10 protein-coding genes and 27 tRNA genes are annotated in these 16,912 nt (G+C 42.3%); 2 read left to right on the top strand and 35 right to left on the bottom strand.

What is annotated here, in order from left to right; all coding sequences use genetic code 11:
• Entirely contained in the window at window positions 1-1,728 is a 1,728-nt protein-coding gene (locus VF06_RS00980) for a succinate dehydrogenase/fumarate reductase flavoprotein subunit (RefSeq protein WP_099068334.1), read from the bottom strand.
• A gap of 624 nt (window positions 1,729-2,352) precedes the next feature.
• Window positions 2,353-2,670: a hypothetical protein gene (locus VF06_RS00985; RefSeq protein WP_099068335.1), complete on the bottom strand. Its 318-nt coding sequence runs from the start codon at window positions 2,668-2,670 to the stop codon at window positions 2,353-2,355.
• Window positions 2,671-3,833: 1,163 nt separating this feature from the next.
• Here VF06_RS00985 and VF06_RS00990 point away from each other — a divergent pair.
• Window positions 3,834-4,634, top strand: a complete 801-nt coding sequence (locus VF06_RS00990) for a hypothetical protein (RefSeq protein ID WP_099068336.1) — start codon at window positions 3,834-3,836, stop codon at window positions 4,632-4,634.
• 240 nt (window positions 4,635-4,874) lie between these two features.
• Here VF06_RS00990 and VF06_RS00995 read toward each other — a convergent pair whose 3' ends face one another.
• The 5 genes from VF06_RS00995 to VF06_RS01015 all read right to left on the bottom strand — a co-directional run bounded on the left by VF06_RS00995 (window position 4,875) and on the right by VF06_RS01015 (window position 10,678).
• Window positions 4,875-6,146 carry an ABC transporter substrate-binding protein gene (locus VF06_RS00995; RefSeq protein ID WP_099068337.1) on the bottom strand — a complete coding sequence of 424 codons (1,272 nt, stop codon included), beginning with the start codon at window positions 6,144-6,146 and terminating at the stop codon, window positions 4,875-4,877.
• A gap of 194 nt (window positions 6,147-6,340) precedes the next feature.
• Window positions 6,341-6,432: transfer RNA gene (locus tag VF06_RS01000), tRNA-Ser, on the bottom strand.
• 410 nt (window positions 6,433-6,842) lie between these two features.
• Complete coding sequence (gene crtB / locus VF06_RS01005) at window positions 6,843-7,775, bottom strand: 15-cis-phytoene synthase CrtB (RefSeq protein WP_099068338.1); 933 nt, start codon at window positions 7,773-7,775, stop codon at window positions 6,843-6,845.
• Entirely contained in the window at window positions 7,759-9,198 is a 1,440-nt protein-coding gene (pds, locus tag VF06_RS01010; RefSeq protein WP_099068339.1) for a 15-cis-phytoene desaturase, read from the bottom strand. Before pds ends, crtB begins: the two co-directional genes overlap by 17 nt.
• Window positions 9,199-9,730: 532 nt before the next feature.
• Complete coding sequence (locus tag VF06_RS01015) at window positions 9,731-10,678, bottom strand: phytanoyl-CoA dioxygenase family protein (protein ID WP_099068340.1); 948 nt, start codon at window positions 10,676-10,678, stop codon at window positions 9,731-9,733.
• 339 nt (window positions 10,679-11,017) lie between these two features.
• Here VF06_RS01015 and nagZ point away from each other — a divergent pair, with 339 nt between their 5' ends.
• On the top strand, window positions 11,018-12,106 hold the full coding sequence (nagZ, locus tag VF06_RS01020; protein WP_099068341.1) for a beta-N-acetylhexosaminidase: 1,089 nt from the start codon (window positions 11,018-11,020) through the stop codon (window positions 12,104-12,106).
• Between the two features lies 1 nt (window position 12,107).
• On the opposite strand, the gene VF06_RS01025 is transcribed toward nagZ, so the two are convergent.
• From VF06_RS01025 to VF06_RS01130, 28 genes are all read right to left on the bottom strand, one after another.
• Window positions 12,108-12,178: transfer RNA gene (locus tag VF06_RS01025), tRNA-Lys, on the bottom strand.
• 259 nt (window positions 12,179-12,437) lie between these two features.
• Window positions 12,438-12,520: transfer RNA gene (locus VF06_RS40115), tRNA-OTHER, on the bottom strand.
• Between the two features lie 6 nt (window positions 12,521-12,526).
• Window positions 12,527-12,600: transfer RNA gene (locus VF06_RS01030), tRNA-His, on the bottom strand.
• A gap of 6 nt (window positions 12,601-12,606) precedes the next feature.
• Window positions 12,607-12,680: transfer RNA gene (locus VF06_RS01035), tRNA-Ala, on the bottom strand.
• A gap of 93 nt (window positions 12,681-12,773) precedes the next feature.
• Window positions 12,774-12,847 (bottom strand) — tRNA-Arg (locus VF06_RS01040).
• Between the two features lie 6 nt (window positions 12,848-12,853).
• Window positions 12,854-12,929: transfer RNA gene (locus tag VF06_RS01045), tRNA-Val, on the bottom strand.
• A gap of 5 nt (window positions 12,930-12,934) precedes the next feature.
• Window positions 12,935-13,006 (bottom strand) — tRNA-Gly (locus VF06_RS40120).
• Between the two features lie 4 nt (window positions 13,007-13,010).
• A tRNA-Thr gene (locus VF06_RS01050) sits at window positions 13,011-13,083 on the bottom strand.
• A gap of 295 nt (window positions 13,084-13,378) precedes the next feature.
• Window positions 13,379-13,451: transfer RNA gene (locus VF06_RS01055), tRNA-Leu, on the bottom strand.
• 112 nt (window positions 13,452-13,563) lie between these two features.
• Window positions 13,564-13,640 (bottom strand) — tRNA-Leu (locus VF06_RS01060).
• A 107-nt stretch (window positions 13,641-13,747) separates the two neighbouring features.
• Window positions 13,748-13,821: transfer RNA gene (locus tag VF06_RS01065), tRNA-Pro, on the bottom strand.
• Between the two features lies 1 nt (window position 13,822).
• Window positions 13,823-13,900, bottom strand: a tRNA-Leu gene (locus VF06_RS01070).
• A 23-nt stretch (window positions 13,901-13,923) separates the two neighbouring features.
• A tRNA-Leu gene (locus VF06_RS01075) sits at window positions 13,924-13,997 on the bottom strand.
• Between the two features lie 27 nt (window positions 13,998-14,024).
• A tRNA-Gln gene (locus VF06_RS01080) sits at window positions 14,025-14,098 on the bottom strand.
• Between the two features lie 26 nt (window positions 14,099-14,124).
• The gene (locus VF06_RS01085; RefSeq protein WP_099068342.1) at window positions 14,125-14,889 is read right to left on the bottom strand and encodes an HNH endonuclease signature motif containing protein; all 765 of its coding nucleotides are present in this window, start codon (window positions 14,887-14,889) and stop codon (window positions 14,125-14,127) included.
• Window positions 14,890-14,974: 85 nt separating this feature from the next.
• Window positions 14,975-15,048, bottom strand: a tRNA-Gln gene (locus tag VF06_RS01090).
• 10 nt (window positions 15,049-15,058) lie between these two features.
• Window positions 15,059-15,133, bottom strand: a tRNA-Asn gene (locus tag VF06_RS01095).
• A gap of 6 nt (window positions 15,134-15,139) precedes the next feature.
• A tRNA-Phe gene (locus VF06_RS01100) sits at window positions 15,140-15,214 on the bottom strand.
• An 89-nt stretch (window positions 15,215-15,303) separates the two neighbouring features.
• Window positions 15,304-15,377: transfer RNA gene (locus tag VF06_RS40125), tRNA-Arg, on the bottom strand.
• 29 nt (window positions 15,378-15,406) lie between these two features.
• The gene (locus tag VF06_RS01105; protein WP_099076465.1) at window positions 15,407-16,057 is read right to left on the bottom strand and encodes a hypothetical protein; all 651 of its coding nucleotides are present in this window, start codon (window positions 16,055-16,057) and stop codon (window positions 15,407-15,409) included.
• 83 nt (window positions 16,058-16,140) lie between these two features.
• A tRNA-Ser gene (locus VF06_RS01110) sits at window positions 16,141-16,225 on the bottom strand.
• Between the two features lie 4 nt (window positions 16,226-16,229).
• Window positions 16,230-16,310, bottom strand: a tRNA-Tyr gene (locus tag VF06_RS40130).
• 11 nt (window positions 16,311-16,321) lie between these two features.
• A tRNA-Glu gene (locus tag VF06_RS01115) sits at window positions 16,322-16,393 on the bottom strand.
• Window positions 16,394-16,484: 91 nt separating this feature from the next.
• Window positions 16,485-16,556, bottom strand: a tRNA-Trp gene (locus VF06_RS01120).
• Window positions 16,557-16,559: 3 nt separating this feature from the next.
• Window positions 16,560-16,633, bottom strand: a tRNA-Met gene (locus tag VF06_RS01125).
• Window positions 16,634-16,640: 7 nt separating this feature from the next.
• A tRNA-Cys gene (locus tag VF06_RS40135) sits at window positions 16,641-16,739 on the bottom strand.
• A 3-nt stretch (window positions 16,740-16,742) separates the two neighbouring features.
• Window positions 16,743-16,819, bottom strand: a tRNA-Glu gene (locus VF06_RS40140).
• Window positions 16,820-16,823: 4 nt separating this feature from the next.
• Window positions 16,824-16,897 (bottom strand) — tRNA-Asp (locus VF06_RS01130).
• Window positions 16,898-16,912 lie beyond the last annotated feature (15 nt).

The raw sequence follows: 16,912 nt of genomic DNA on the forward strand, positions 1-16,912 counted from the left end.
TTAATATTTTCTCTCTTTTGGCTCAAACATAGTAATTGCCACAGGTCGATATTGAATATCAATTCCTGCTGGCGAATAGTAAGCCATTGTATGTTTGAGAAAGTTCACATCATCTCTTTGGGAATAATCTTCCCGGAAGTGTGCGCCACGGCTTTCTTGACGATTTAAGGCTGATGCTAATATGGTCTGTCCCACCACCATCAAACTTCGCAGTTCTAAGGCTTCTACCAGTTCCGTATTCCAGCAACTTCCTTTGTCATCTAAATAAATTTGCGGATATCGCTGTTGAATTTCTTGTAGTTTGTGTAACCCTTCAGTCATTAATGCTTCAGTGCGGAAAACACCGCAATACTCAGTCATACAATCTTGGAAGGCTTCACGAACTTGATTAATGCGGTATTTTCCTTGCTGTTCTAGCAAAGCTTGGATTTGTTCCTTGGCTTCATTGAGGTAGCGTTCCTCGTCCACAGAAGGCAATTTACGTTTTTGCACAAATTGAGCGATCGCTGCACCAGTGCGTTTGCCATAAACTACACATTCTAACAGCGAATTACTACCTAAGCGGTTTGCGCCGTGTACTGAAACACAAGCTGTTTCCCCAGCAGCAAAGAAGCCCTCAACTAAACCATCACCACTACTGCGGACTTGACCATCAGTGTTCACTGGGATACCACCCATACAATAATGAATTGTCGGGCGCACTGGCATAGGTTGAGTTACAGCGTCAACACCTACTAATCGATGGGCTTCTTCCCAACAAAAGGGAACGCGACTCATAATTTTTTCTTTACCCATGTGTCGCAAATCCAGATAGACAAAGGGGCCGCCAGCGCTACCATCGGGATGGACACCGCGACCGGCACGAATTTCATAAGCGATCGCTCGTGAGGTAATATCACGAGGAGCTAATTCCATGCGACTAGGTGCGTAATTTTTCATAAAGCGATCGCCTGTGCTATTAATCAAATACGCACCTTCACCCCGTACTGCTTCGGAAATCAATACCCCCACTGGATACAAACCAGTGGGATGAAATTGCACAAATTCCATATCTTCTAGAGGCAAACCAGCAATGGCAGTCATAGCTAAACCATCACCCGAAGAAGCGTAATCATTAGAGGTGGTGTTATAAACACGACCATAACCGCCCGTGGCAAACATCACTGCCTTGGCTCGAACAACTTCAACATGTCCATCCAACAAATGGAACATCACCACACCCTTAGCCTGCCCCTCTTCCAAAATGAGACGCATTACATACCACTCTTGATATACTTGCACGCCATAACGCCGCAGGTTGTTAACCAATTCATGCAAAATTGCGTGACCAGTCTTGTCTGCCGCGTAGCAAGTGCGGTTGTGGGAATGTCCGCCAAAAGCTCTTTGAGCAATACGACCATCAGGTAAGCGCGAGAACAAAACACCCATGTGTTCCAAATCAATCACCACATCTGGCGCTTCCTGAGCCAGAATTGCCACAGCATCTTGATCTGCTAAATAGTCAGAACCCTTGACAGTATCAAAAGCATGTGCTTCCCAACTATCTTCCGAATCCACATTTTTCAGTGACGCAGCCATACCACCTTGGGCCGCCACCGAATGGGAACGAATGGGATGGGTTTTAGCAACCACAGCAACATTTAAACTAGGATCTTTACGGGCGATTTCCACAGCCGCGCGACATCCTGCCAATCCACCACCAACAATAATGACATCGTGTTCCAGCATTATTTAAACCCTGACTGCAAACCATTGCTGTTCTATTGTAGAAACCAGAAGGATTTTGCAACTGATTCAACTAACTTGAAAATAACGTTGACTGTTGACTGTTGACTGAGAAAGAAATATTTTCATGACTTGGTTGTGGATTTTCCGCTCAATGGCTAAGTATTCTTTAAGCAGTAATACCATTTTGGATTTTAGATTTTAGATTTTGGATTGTGAAACAGTTAGTAGTAATCGCTTTTGGCTATACATCTGTCGCAATCATTTTTCAAATTGGTATAAAGGAATAATCATGCATCTTTACAAAAAAATTCCCTGCTCATAGACAGGGATGTTATTACAAATTTACATCTGATATAAATTATCGAAATCAACGAAATATCAAGGATTGTGCGCCCTGTAGAGACGTTGCAGTGCAACGTCTCTACAATTGCAACGTCTCTACAACGATAAATCAAGGATTTTAGTGTCTAATCCACACAATGCGTAATTTTGAAGTTAGAAATGAAAAGCTAACAGACAGATGCACTGACTCCCAACTCCCAACTCCCAACTCCCAACTCCCAACTCCCAACTCCTAACTCCCAACTCCCAACTCCCAACTCCCAACTCCTAACTCCCAACTCTCTAACTAGCTACTTGTACAGGTTTTTGCTGAGACACATTACCTGGTATTGGTTCTGTTTTGGTTCCAGGTTGTACAGGAACTAGTTCAATATGATTTAACAATGTAGTCACAAACGCAAACAGCAAGAAAGGCAGCGATAGCAAAACGACGAGACCTACTGTTGCTAAAGCATATACAGGTTTCTTAGCACCCATTAATGCCAAGGCTGATGCCAAGCTGAGGGTAATTGTAATTAACCAAACAATTATTTGACCGTAGATATCACCAAAGGTCAGGGTACAGACATAGCGATAGTTTTGAATATTATTTCCGCTCATCACATTTGCCTCAAGTCTCTCTTATAGGTTCTACCTTAAAACTATGTTTGGCTTGTAGACAAATTCTAAATATTTTTCCAAGGTTTGTAATATCACTTTACAATTATTACTACAGCAGTTAGCTCTGATTTTTAAACTGTAAAATTATACCAAGTATTAAAAATGAATCGTCAATTTCTACACAATTAGGACTTACACAACGCCGATATTGTCATTGCGATCGAAAGTGTAGCGAAGCAATCCCAGCCTCAAGGAAGATTATTTCGCCGCTCCTAATGACGGAATTACCTCTGTGTTCTCTGCGCCTCTGCGGTTGATACGGTTCGGATAAGCAGTATGAACTTCCCTTGTAGTCTGGGAAAAGGTTAAGGGGTAAGGGGTAAAGGATAGACCTGCCTTAACCCAAGCATATTGGGGCATAGAGCAGGAAACAGTCCTCAATGTCCTATAGTTACAACAGTAATGTCAATGCACTCAAAAGTTGAACCAAATATTAAGAGCCTTGTGTATTAATGTAGACTAAGCTCTTCAGCAGAAATTTACGCAATCTCCTGCTTATTTTTTCTATAGGATTCCTATTTGATTTTTCAACAAGATTCAGTACACTCGTCTGTTAAGAGTTCCCTGCCTATGGCGCTTGCACTACACAAACGCGCACCACGCAGATAAATTCAAGAATCAAAGCGGATTCCTAGCTAAATGTGAAACGTCATGACCAGCAGAACGCAGTGAAGCGAAGTAATTACCAAAACTGTGTTTTGTGTTTTTCAATGTTGATTTATATTAGATTATTTGCTCATTTAAAAACATTGAAATTACACTATAAAATTCAATCCAACTCTTATGGTGTAAGTCTAAAAATTAGTTTTAATTATGCAAATTCAAAGTATAACAAGTTATTAAACACAAAAATATAAACCGCTTTTTAACCCAAGCGTATTGGCTGAAAATGTGGATATTTTTTGTCATCTGTTAAATTCCGGATATTTAGAATATCGTAGTTAATTTTTTGCTACTTGTTGTTAAGTAAATAAATCTATCAAAACCAGTATGTAAAAATTGATTTTTTGGTGTTAAATTTTGAGTATTGTCCAAATTTGTTGACTCAAATCAACAAAACCCTTTATTTGGCGTGGCAATATTTGTATTAGGAGTGAGTGAACGTGAATACTAGTTTTCTTCGCACTGGTGTTTTTTGGTTACCAAGTATAGCTGCTTTTACAGTCCTGAGTAGCAGCTTATCTGCTATTGCTCAGACAGTCGAGCCGGTAAGCACTCAGCCATTGACTGAAGCTCCCGCAGCTGTAGTGTCTGGTAATGAATTAAGTACTGAACTAGAAACCACAGAAACAACTGAACCATCAACAGTTGCAAATGTAACTAAGATCCAGCAGTTTTCTCATGCTGGGACAGAGGAAACTCTGACACCTATTCCAGGGACAGTAGCAACCTCATCTGCAACGCTGAATTCTGAGCCTCAGCAAGCAAATTCTCAAACATCTGATCCCAGAATCGCTCAATCAGATATCGATTTAGGTACAACTACCCGTGGCGGTAGCAGTTATGTTGGGGTTGCTGCTAACATTGGTTTGAGTGGTGGTAGTTCCTCTTTAGGCGATGGTAACTTTGCGGTCATCAGCAAAGTCGGCTTAACAAATTCGATTTCAGTACGCCCATCTGCGATATTTGGTGACAACACCACAATTTTACTTCCTGTCACCTACGACTTTTCTTTCCAGTCAACAGATCCTTTCAAGGAACCCTTAGCCTTTGCACCTTATGTAGGAGTGGGAGCAGCTTGGAAAAGTGGTGATAATTCGGAATTTGCCTTTTTAGTATCTGGTGGTATTGATGTACCCCTGAGTTCTCAATTTACAGCAACAGCCTCTGTGAATGCGGGATTTTTTAATCAAACTGATGTGGGCTTATTATTAGGTGTAGGTTACAACTTCAGTGGCTTTTAAAAGTTAAGAGTTAGGAGTTTGGAGTTAGGAGGTAGGAGTTAGGAGTTAGGAATTAGGAGTTAGAAGCCAAAAATGATGACAAGCTTACTATGATTGGTGTATTCATCGATCGCACATTCTCCTAATTCTTGAATTCTTCTGACTCCTAAGCTCTGACTTCTCAACTCTCACGTTACAAGTTTAGTACTCCTTAATTCCTCATTCATAACTCCTAACTCCTAACTCTTAACTCCTCACTTTCTACTTCTTCGGCGTCACTTTATCAATTACCTTGATTTTGCCATCGTCTCCCACTGTCCAGACATCGTAAACACCGACGACATCACCGTTCACATCAACATCTACATTACCACTGGCTCCTTGATAGTTGATCTTTTCACCCTTTTGAAGCAACTTCAATCCCTCGCAGACATCGGTAACTTCTGTACCAGGGCCGCCAGCAACTTCACGGATGTGCTTAGCTATACCAGCGCCTGTATTTTCTTTAGCAGCTTGGGCCGACAATACTAATAAAGCAGCAGCATCCCAAGCTTGGGGAGCGAATTCCCCTGGTGAACCACCTTTTTTCTCTTTCCAAAGCTTTTGAAAAGACTCTAATGCTTTACCATCAGAACCAGGTACTGTGCCGATGGTTCCAGTTGCAATGTATTTCCCATCGCTACCTTTGCCGACTTGACCAGGAAATTCGTCTGATTTCATACCATCTGTGAGCATCACTTGTACGCCTTTGCTAAGACCTTGCTGATATGCTGATTTCAGCAGCAAGCTACCTGTTTCAACGTAAAAAACTCCCAGGACTGCATCTGGTTTCCCAGCAAAAGCAGCTGTGGCTTCCGTTTCAAAGGTGGTTGCTTTGGGGTCGTAGCGCACAGGATTCTTTTTGTTAACTACGGTTCCACCCAATTTTTCAAAAGCTTGAACAAATGCTTTTTCAAAGCCGACACCATAGTCGTTATTAATTACGACGGTGGATACTCGCTTGAAGCCTTTTTTAGTGGCGAGTTGGGCTAAAGCTGGCCCTTGGTAGCTATCAGGGGGAACTGTACGTGCCCAAAAACCTTTAAAATCGCCTTTTTGTGCCTTTTCTGTAAATACAGGGCTGGTGCTACCTGGTGAAATCAACATCACTTGATTTTGAGCAGCAATTGAAACGGCGGCTGTGGAAACACTGCTAGCAAAAGAACCAACGACACCTGCAACTTTATCCACTGATGCTAGCTTAGTCATACCCGCAGCACCAGCTTTTGGGTCTGTTTGGTCGTCTACAGCAACAAGGGTAACAGGTTGGCCGTTTACACCACCGCAAGCGTTGACGGTTTCCACTAGTAGGGGAACGCTAGGTGCCATCTGCTGTCCAATAGATGCTAAATCACCTGTTGTTGGCAATAAAGAACCAATTTTCAGCCCGCCAGTTGTGGTGTTAGTTCCACCACCGTCTTCACAAGCACCTAAAAGGAACCCACCTACGAGAGTAGCTATACTTAAGGCTAAGGCTGTACGAATTTTTTGCATAAGTTACTTTCACTCCTCAAAATATTCAGGAGCCTAAAAGTAATGTTCAAACTATATTTAAAAGTTAGTTTGAATTTATCAAGACTCCAAAGGATAAATCATAACATCCCTCTGAAGGAGTAAAAGTGCTTACTATTTTTATGAATACTTTCTACACACAATGTAGTGCGGTGTGCGGCTCAAAGTCTGAAAAACGGAGASGGAGGGATTCGAACCCTCGGTACGGAGTTGCCTGCCGTACAACAGATTAGCAATCTGCCGCTTTCGACCACTCAGCCACCTCTCCACGGTCATAAATAGTGATGTTAGCAGATATATCAGGCAGAGTCAATAAGTAATTTGTCAATTGTTTCTATGATGCCTCGGCTGCGCCAACAAAAAGCAACAGTGCTAAGAAAATTGCAGGTAAAAAATAATTTCATTGCGATTGTTGACGGTTCACAGTCAACGACTTGAGCAACTAAATCGGGACTTAGGCAGCGAGATTATTTGTTGAGGTCGGTAATAGGGCATCGGGCATTGGGCATTGGGGATTTTTTCTTGCCCAAAGTTCTATGCCCCATACCCAGCCCAAACCCTTAATTTTTCGTTTACCATGCGTAAGTCCTAATAAAGCATCTCTATTTAAATCCCCTACTTTTCAGTAGGGGATTTTGTGTTGACCATTCCCCCAACCCTGTTTCCTTTTAATAATTCTTACAGGACTTGCGATCGCATCCAGGCTACTGGCAAAGAACGTAACTTTCGCCACTGAGGCACGTAGGCGCGTTTCGTGAAGGCATTAAAATCGTTACGTTCGATTACGCTTAAAATCCCACTGTAGTGCATTAAAGCTGCCCACACAGGCCAACGACCATCACTGGCTAGGTAGGAAATTCCCTTTTCTGCCTTGCGATAAAACTGTCGTGCGCGGGCAATTTGAAACCGCATTAAGGAACGCCAGCGATCGTCAACTATACCATCAAACAAGTCTTGTTCGGTGTAGTTGAATCTTGCCAAATCTTCTAGAGGAATATAAATTCGTCCGCGTCGGGCATCCTCACCCACATCTCGCAAGATGTTGGTGAGTTGCTTGGCAATTCCTAAGGCAATTTCTTCTTCGGTGGGATTATGTGGCTGTTGTTCGCGATGCCACGGAGCTGTATTGTTGCTAGTATCCAATCCCATGATTGCTGTGGACATCAAGCCTACAGTGCCGGCGACACGATAACAGTAAAGATATAACTCCTCGAAGGTTTCATAGCGACTTCGGTATAAGTCCATACGTTGACCAGCAATCATATCCCGAAAGGGCTGAATGTCCATTGGGAAGCGTTGAACCGTATCTACCAAAGCTACGTCGAAATTATCCAATGGGTGTCCAGCAAAAATTGATTCTAGCTGCTGTTCCCATAGGTCTAGGGTTTCTGGCGTGGTAATAGCAGATGCAGGGCCATCTACCAGTTCATCTAAACGGCGGCACCAAGCATAAATAGCCCAAATAGCAGGACGCTTTTCCTTGCTCAGAAGCAAAGTGCTGAGGTAAAAAGTCGTGGAGTATTTGGCTATGAGATGACGACAAAGTTCGTAGGACTCGTCCACAGAGACCAGCGTTTTCATGCGGGCTTTGGATTCAGGCAGTTGCAGCATTCGTTGCAGGCGGTCGGGTGAGCGTTTGCAGGTTTGAGGATTTTGCTACCGGGAAGGCCTCAGAAATCGCCTGTGCTGTCAGCTTACCAGAAAGTACGGCACCTTCCATACTGCCTAAGTAGCGTTGCATGGTATAACTTCCGGCTAGATAGAAGTTAGCAATCGGCGTGACTTGTGCAGGACGGTACTGTTGGCGACCAGGGGTCGCTTTGTAAACTGAACGCGGCGTTTTCACCACATGAGATTTCAGCAGTTTTGCTGGGTTATCTCCCCCAAAGTGGTCGGGGAAGAGTTTTTCTAACTCGGCAATTGTCGCAGCCACAATCTCCTCATCGGATTTGGCTATCCAATCTTTCGCCGGCGCTAGAACTAATTCCAGCATTGAGCGGTCAGGGTTGGCGTATTCACGGCAGGTATTGCTCATATCAGCATAAACGCTCAGGAGTGGCGATCGCGAAAAGAGTAAGTGATCGATTTGTGTAAGTTTCCGGTCAAACCACAGATGTAGGTTGATCACTGGTACTCCTTCTAAGCCTTCTAGCTTCTGGAAAAACTGTATTTGCTTCCAAGGGCTAGGCAACATCGCTTTCAGGGGGTCAACTGATATGGCAGATACGTAAGCATCAGCCGTGATTATTTCATCTTCTGCCCCATTTAATCCCCGAATCAAGAATCCTTTAACTGTATTATCGGGGTTGAGCAAAATCTCTTTCAATGGGGCATTTAGGCGCACTTGGCCGCCACGTTCTGTGATGTAATCGACGATAGGGTTGCATAGGCGTTCTGTGGGAGAACCATCTAAAAATGCAATCTTAGAACCATATCGTTCTTGCAGAAAACGATTCAGCGCAGTTAAGAGAATCGTTGCAGAAACTTCATCGGGGTTGATAAAGGTGAGGGCTTTACACGCAGCGATAAAAACGTCACTGGTTACTCGCTCATCAACACCTTGCCTTTCCAACCACTCTAGGAAACTGTACTTGTCCATGTCTTCGACATACTTTTGACCCCGAACCACTGCTGGAAGTAGGCCAACCGCAAATCGAATTTTCTGCTCCCATGTCAACATGTCTTTGTTGCGAAGAATCGACGCAATCACGTTGAATGGAGAGGGAATATCTGGAACATCAAAACGTGAGAATGTCCCAGGCTTATCTGGTTGATTGAAAATCAGTGTATGCTCTTTCCACTGGAGTCTGTCTTCGATGCCCAACTCCTTGAGCAATTGGAGCATATTCGGATATGCCCCAAAGAAGGCGTGTAACCCGGTTTCGTACCAGTCGCCATCAGAGTCTTTCCAAGCCGCAACAAGACCACCCAGTACGTCCCGGCTTTCCAAGACAACGGGAGTATGACCTGCGTCTGTAAGATATTTCGCGCAGGAAAGTCCTGCTAGACCAGCACCCGCGATCGCTACTCGCATTTAACCCTACTGCCCTTCAATATTTCTTAATGGTTTTGCCGTTTTCATTATACGTTGCAATCCGTTACATTTAGTAGTCGTTGTGCGATCGCTTTCCCAAAAAACTTGTTTAAAAGGGAATTTTGTCTGATACACACCCATTTAGACAACCATTGTTGACAATGGCTTTACTGCCTTGATTTTATCTAGATTTAGACTACCAGATGTCGAGAAACAAAAGTCATTACCTCTGATTAAAAAAAACCAGTTATTAACTGTTGTCTCAAAACAGTTGATTTCTTTGGTAATTCGTGTATTTGTTTTCAGGAAATCTTTGGAGCATTGGTTAAAGACTGCTAATTCATTTCTAGCTGAATTTTTCTAAAAAAATTATATTTTCTGTAAAAATAAAAACATTGTATATTTTAAATTAAGTATTTTAACTGTTGTAACTGAATTACAACTGTAAATTTGATTAAATCAAAAACTTTTGAAAACTACAGTCGCCACAACTGAAACTAAGCTGTTTTGCATTTAACTTATGCCCATTAGCTTAAATACATTTCAGTAGAAAAGCTGGTCGTAAATCGTGCTGCATCCCATAGTCATTTCTAGCAAATTCTATTTGCAATATTAAACGATCTTGATGAGTAGGAGTAATTCCTTTATGGAAACAAAGTGGATCTTCCACAAATCCCAAACCAGCTTTGCCACAAATTTTTACTAAAGATTCAGAACCATAATAATTAACGATGTCTTCATCTGTTTCTCGTTTGCGTAGCCAGAGATGTGACCATTTTTTGTGATTATGACTACCACGAACACAAACATGAGGCCCACTACCATCGTCTACATCAGTTAAGTAGAAGAAAAACTTGACACAACCATAATCGTCAAGGTCGTAGTGAAACAACTGAGCAGCTTGGCTTTGTTCGAGATATGTTGCATTTCCAGAAAAACTCCACCACATTAAATTCCCTTGATGTTTGGGTTCAGCATGTAAAAATGCAGCGGCTATTGCCAATAATGTTGGCTCGTTTTGGAGTTTTTTGATAGCTGGGCAAAGTAAACCTGTATTAAAATAACTACCAATAATAAAATTTTTTCCTAACTTAGTTTGTGCGTGTTCTTTCTTATGGTAAAAGAAACCCATATCTGTTTTTCGGTTACCATAACAAAGTGTTGAATAAGCAAATTCCACTATCTCTTGAACAATATTTTCAGGTAATTGAATTCCCAAATATATACCTTCAGTTTTGAGATAGTTAACAACTTCATCTACATTTAAATCTGGAAAACAAGAATTGGTATCATTAAAATCTAATTTAGCTGAGGGTTTTAAGAAATACATCACAATAGCTCGCCCAATTTTAAATCGAGCTATTTTACGCATCAAAAGCCATCTAGGATTTTTAGTCAATCCTTTGTAATTTTCGTAACAAATATTATAAATTTTGGAAGTAATTCTATCGAGACAGTTATTAAATAAACTTATTGACATAAATCTCCCGATATAAAAACAGCAGGGTGCAATGCCTGTGGCAGAGCATTATTGAGTTGAAGCAAAAATGCTTTTGCCGATCGCTGTTCTAGAATTACGTAAGTAATACCATGTAATTCGTATCTGAATTGTTAAAAATCAATAATGATATTTACTTAAATAGGGGTGTTGACTGTTGACTGGAAAGTTATTATTCTCCCTCGCCCCCTCTCTCTGCCCCATCTCCCTTGTCTCCCCCATCTCCCTTGTCTCCCCCATCTCCCTAATCTCCCCCCTGCCCCACTAAAAGTATAGGATTAGGGTTGAATTTGTTTGCTACACAACTATAGGTAAAGGATTATGGCATCATCGCAACAGCTAAACCGCTTTGGACATCATCTGATTTTGGGTATTTCCGGTACTACGTTAAGTGATGAAGATAAACGCGCACTCAGTGAATTAAAGCCCATTGGGGTGATATTTTTTGCTAAAAATTTTCTAGATGGCACTCCCTATGAGGTTTGGCTACAAAAATTCCAAGATTTGAACAACCAAATACGACAATATACTCAACGGGAGTCAATGTTTGTCACTTTAGATCACGAAGGTGGTCGTGTGGTTCGTACACCGCCACCAATTACACGATTTCCTCAAGCGTTGTTGCTGCGATCGCACGCCTACGAAGTAGCAAAAGCCACAGCTGTAGAACTAAAATCATTAGGAATAAATTTATCTTGGGCACCTGTAGCAGATATTTTTTCTCAGCCCAATAATCCTGTAATTGGCTCTCGTGCCTTTGGTAGCAACCCTGAAACTGCTGCTCAAGGTGCCCGTGACTACTACCTTGGACTTCGAGATTCAGGAATTATCGGATGTGCTAAGCATTTTCCCGGACATGGAGATACTAGTCAAGATTCTCACGTTGAGCTACCAGTACTCAATTTGACTTTAGAAGAATTGCGACTTCGAGAACTGATACCTTTTAAAACTCTTATTGAAGTACAGATTCCTTTAGTTATGACAGTCCATATCTTGTTTCCCAAGATAGATCCTGATGTACCAGCGACCCTTTCTCAACCTATTCTCAACAACATACTGAGGGAGGAACTTGGCTTTAAGGGAGTAGTTGTTTCTGACGATTTAGATATGAAAGCAATCTCAGATATGTTTATTCAAGCTGGGACTGTAGCGCGGTCACTTAATGCAGGTTGTGACCTGTTTATTGTCTCGCGTAATATTAATTCATCATCTATTGAAAGAACTTATCGCATTGCTGAAGATTTTGCCAATTCTCTGAGTGACGGTAGCTTAGATGAATCAGTTGTGGAAGCAGCTAGAGAAAGAATTGAAAAATTACTGGTGCTAACACCGCAATATACCGTGCAAGCTTTGGATAAAGATATATTATTGCAACATGCTCAACTGGCGATCGCCAGTTCCTATTCATAAATGGGTGGTATAGGGGTCGAACCTATTTCTGCGGGTTAAAAGCCCGCTGCACAGCCGGTATGCCAACCACCCTAGTTAATTTGAATAAAAAATGAGCAAGTGCGATCGTATTACATCGCAAAGCTTGTAACACCAAACTTATACAGGAGATTTCAAGTTAATGAAGTAGACTATCTAGCTCTCAAAGCCAGGTAGAGAAACTATTCTAATTCTGACTTCTGAATTCTGACTCCTGAATTCTGCTGTATGTAAATCCACCAGGGAGGTACTGCCCCTCCTATTTCTGTGTTATCAGCACAGCGCCTCGCTTTTCGGCTTCAGGTGGAAAAAGTGGAAGATGGAGGAATCGAACCCCTACAGTTGCCCGTACCCTGGTTTTCAAGACCAGTTGCCGTCCATTCAGCGGCATCTTCCATTAGGGGTGCCTGACGGGACTCGAACCCGCTCTGACTGGTTCCACAAACCAGCGCCTCGACCGCTTTGGCTTCAGACACCATCAGTGGAATCAATGGGACTTGAACCCATGACCTCCTGCTTGCAAGGCAGGCGCTCTAGCCAACTGAGCTATGACCCCATCAAAAAAGTAAAAAGAGCAAAGTAAAAAGTAAAAAGAAAGAGGAATAATTAAATCCATTCTTTTGACTTTTAACTTTTGACTAGTGTCAGGCGGGAGTGGTAGGACTCGAACCCACAACTTTCGAGGTAGAAACTCGAAGCTCTATTCCATTGAGCTACACTCCCAAGATTTGGTAGTCCTGGCAGGAATTGAACCCGCAACATTCTTCTTGTAAGGAAAACACTCTACCAATTGAGCTACAGGACTACGCAAGCGAGTGGAGGGACTTGAACCCACGCACTGAGTATGGCGCACTCAGATGCTACCGATTACATCACACCCGCATCAAGCTGGTAACAGGAATTGAACCTGCAACCTACTGATTACAAGTCAGTTGCTCTGCCAATTGAGCTACACCAGCACTATTTCTGAATTTTGGATTTTGGATTTTGGATTTTGGATTTTGGATTTTAGATTGACACCATAGCTTCAGATATGAATTTGAGTAAAGAATTGTAGATTTGGGATAGAAGGATTTGTTGCACAAAGAAAGCAAACTTGCTCTCACACCTTTTTAGATTTTCAGTTTGAATCAACAATCCAAAATTTAAAATCTAAAATCTAAAATTTGGTGACGGGGGCAGGAATTGCACCTGCTGATGTGAGGCTTATGAGACCTCCAAGCCACTCTTGCTTCATCCCCGCATATTCACCAATACCCCTGACTGGATTTGAACCAGCAACCTCTTCGTTCTAAGCGAAGCGCCTCTTCCGTTGGGCTACAAGGGCAAAGTCTGAGAGTGGCAGGTATTGTAGACCCCTTGGCGGCTTCCCGCAAGGTATCTGCGACTTGGAGTTACCGAAAGTCCCGCGCTCCTATCTGCGCCACACCCAGATATTTTGGTACTCCCGACAGGATTTGAACCTGCAAAAAACTAGATCCTCAATCTAGTGCGTCTTCCATTCCGCCACGAGAGCTTAGTACCCCTGACAGGATTTGTAGACGCGAAGCGGCTTCCCGAAGGGTAGCTGCAAAATCTGGACTCTGATTCCAGCACGTATGCCAGTTCCGTCACAGGGGCATATCGGGGTGACAGGATTTGAACCTGCGACATTCTGCTCCCAAAGCAGACGCGCTACCAAGCTGCGCTACACCCCGTTGGTACTCCTGGTGGGAGTCGAACCCACAACGAAACAGATTTTAAGTCTGCCACCTCTTCCAATTGGGCTACAGGAGCAAAGTTTGGTACTCTTGGTGGGATACTCTTGGTGGGAGTCGAACCCACAACTTACCGTTTTTGAGACGGCAGCCTCTTCCAGTTGGGCTACAAGAGCATAAGTGATATTACTTATTTAATATAACTGGGAAGATAGGACTCGAACCTATATTTTTCCGCTTTCAAAGAGCGGTGCCATACCAATTAGGCGACTCCCCAATGTAAATTTAGAAGGTGTTAATTCATCAAATATTTGAACTTTGAAATTGCTTTTGTTTTGTCCAATATCCTCTTGCTGGTTTCTCAATTCCATAAGATTTACACCATTTTTCTACTGCTTTGTCACTAACACCAAAATCTTTAGCTATTAAAGTTGTTGGTTTTGACCAAATTAATTTGAATAATTCTTCTCTAGAAGGTCTTTCTACTTTCCTCTTTGTGAAGTTTAATCTTATTGATACACATTTTTTACAAAGTTTTAACCTAGAGTATTTTGTTATTGCTGTATGACATTGCGAACAAGAAAAAATATTGATTTTACCATAAGTTAATCGCCTACCAGCAAAAGTTTCTGTTTGGCTGTGACAGTTTGGACAAAGTAAACGTAAATTTTCAAGTCGATTGTCGTTACTAATACCGTTTATATGGTCTAATTGCAAACAAAGACGCTTACCATTCCAGTCTGGTGATATCCCGCATTCATAACATTTTTCCTCGAACAATGATTCTTCAATTAATCTAATTTTAAGAGTAAATCTGTTATAAGAAGAGCCTAAAATTAAAATATTTTCTAATGGGATTTTTTTCTGTTCTGCATACCTTCTAAATCCGATTGTATTGTCTCCTATCGGCGGAATAATATTATGTTTATCACACCAATTATGGAAATGTTTATAGTTACCACCAGCCGCTCGAAGCCCTAGATATTCCAAGCATTGCTTTACAGATGAGCAGCATTTCACAGCTTCTTCTACTTTTGATTTATTTGACAGAATACTTCGCCGTGGCATGAATTCTTTGCAGTTGTTTAATGGTTAAAAAATATGGTAATACGATTAAGTAAATCATAAATTGCTAGTTCAACTCAAAATTTAGCTGCCGAGGTAGGGTTTGAACCTACAAACTCCTGTTTCAGAGACAGGTGACTCTACCAATTCGTCCACCCGGCAATGAAATAAATGGCTGCCTCAGTAGGACTCGAACCTACAGCTGCGCGGTTAACAGCCGCTTGCTCTGCCATTGAGCTATGAGGCAACGAAGCCCCCCAGGTCGGAATCGAACCGACGACCTCCTGTTCTTCAGACAGGCGCTAACTACCAACTGAGCTACCGGGGGATAAAAAAGGAGAGAGATAAGTTTTATGTAGTGGGCTGGTTTAATTCAACACTAATCAGGTATTATTTCATCTCTCATGTCAGTCCAGGCGATCGCGGAAGGACTTGAACCTTCACTCTTGAGTTTCGTAGACTCAGATGTTATCCACTTACACCACGCGATCTTAATATCTAGTTAAAAATCCCAGCTATTTTACGGATAATTTATTGCATCATTGCTTTGCTGGCTATAGCAAAGGATGTATTGAGAATTAATCCACCCCTCTCTTCCTACTAATCTGTTGTTTAAGCTATTAGTAACACGCACGTTAACCCAAGGTGTTGGGCGACCTTGAAGTGAGACAATATCAGGCTTGAGTAATGTAATATTGTTGCCATTATCTAAAGCTGCTGTTGCCTTTCCGCCAGCTGTGGCACGTAGAGCTAATTGCCCCGACCCCGATTGCAACCCAGTGACTTCACAAAGTGCAGGCTTAACCTGAGCTACATTACCAGTACATTTTAGGGCGCTACTACGCATCCAACCTTCTAAGCCTTTTTCTTTAGGACTATCTGCATCGATAACGCTAATGTAAATCCAGTTTTCAGCACCTTTAGCTAGTACTTGTAACTTGGCATCTTCATATAAATTAATTGCACCTCCATCTTCAAATTCTCCTTGCGGTTTTCTTAGGTATAGAAAAAGTGCTTCATCATTTCGTAGTTTCTTGGCTTGACAAGTTACTTGTTTGTTGGCGCTTTTGGGAGTTGCAGCATTTGCTGTTGGTAAAAAATTAGGAGTAGAAACCCACAGATAAAATACAGTCAAAGAAATTTGAGGTAGAGATTGAAGAAAACGTGCCATTTTTGAGTAAATACAAGTGTTCTTTACTACCTTATCTGTGATAAATTTCATCGTCATGCATAACTTTACCTAACTCCATAAGGCGGAGAAGACAGGATTTGAACCTGCGTCGGTATTATCCGATACTGTTTAGCAAACAGCTACCTTCGGCCACTCGGTCACTTCTCCTCAGTGGGTTGGGCAGGAATTGAACCTGCAACCAAGAAAGGACGCTTTTACAGAGCGCAGCCCACACCAATAGGCGAGCCAACCCAGAATAAGTCATTCCCCTGACGGGATTTGAACCCGCAATCTCTGGTTTGAAAGAACAGCGACTTAACCATTCGTCCACAGGGGCATAATTGAGAGAATTTTAGATTTTAAATTTTGGATTTTAGATTAGAAAATTTAATCCAAAATCTAAAATCCAAAATCCAAAATTGTCTGACGCAGGGACTAGGATTTGAACCCAGAACATCGGATTTGGAGTCACGAGGTGTTGCCGTTACACCATCCCTGCATTTGGTAGCAGTGGCGGGATTTGCACCCGCGTATACCAGGGTATGAACCTGGGGCTTTACGTTAAGCTACACTGCGACACCAGAGGCTGAGGTGAGATTTGTAGACGCGAAGCGGCTTCCCGAAGGGTACTCACGATGTCGGTTTTGCAGACCAATGCCTTCAACCACTTGGCTACTCAGCCGTTTGGGAGTCCCGACGAGATTTGCACTCGCAGTCTTCAGTTTGAGAAACTGACGGCTTGAACTATTCGCCTACGGAACTTCAACCAGGGTGACGGGACTTGAACCCGCAACATTTCCGCAGACAACGGAACGCTCTAGCCAATTGAGCTACACCCCGATTTTTGAGAATATG

This window comes from Nostoc linckia z4 (genome assembly GCF_002608075.1).
Taxonomy (GTDB): domain Bacteria; phylum Cyanobacteriota; class Cyanobacteriia; order Cyanobacteriales; family Nostocaceae; genus Nostoc; species Nostoc linckia.

Bases quoted from the DNA above. Each gene is read 5' to 3' on its own strand.
- VF06_RS00980 (WP_099068334.1), bottom strand. From the start codon at position 1,728: ATGCTGGAACACGATGTCATTATTGTTGGTGGTGGATTGGCAGGATGT.
- VF06_RS00985 (WP_099068335.1), bottom strand. From the start codon at position 2,670: ATGAGCGGAAATAATATTCAAAACTATCGCTATGTCTGTACCCTGACC.
- VF06_RS00995 (WP_099068337.1), bottom strand. From the start codon at position 6,146: ATGCAAAAAATTCGTACAGCCTTAGCCTTAAGTATAGCTACTCTCGTA.
- crtB (WP_099068338.1), bottom strand. From the start codon at position 7,775: ATGCTGCAACTGCCTGAATCCAAAGCCCGCATGAAAACGCTGGTCTCT.
- pds (WP_099068339.1), bottom strand. From the start codon at position 9,198: ATGCGAGTAGCGATCGCGGGTGCTGGTCTAGCAGGACTTTCCTGCGCG.
- VF06_RS01015 (WP_099068340.1), bottom strand. From the start codon at position 10,678: ATGTCAATAAGTTTATTTAATAACTGTCTCGATAGAATTACTTCCAAA.
- nagZ (WP_099068341.1), top strand. From the start codon at position 11,018: ATGGCATCATCGCAACAGCTAAACCGCTTTGGACATCATCTGATTTTG.
- VF06_RS01085 (WP_099068342.1), bottom strand. From the start codon at position 14,889: ATGCCACGGCGAAGTATTCTGTCAAATAAATCAAAAGTAGAAGAAGCT.
- VF06_RS01105 (WP_099076465.1), bottom strand. From the start codon at position 16,057: ATGGCACGTTTTCTTCAATCTCTACCTCAAATTTCTTTGACTGTATTT.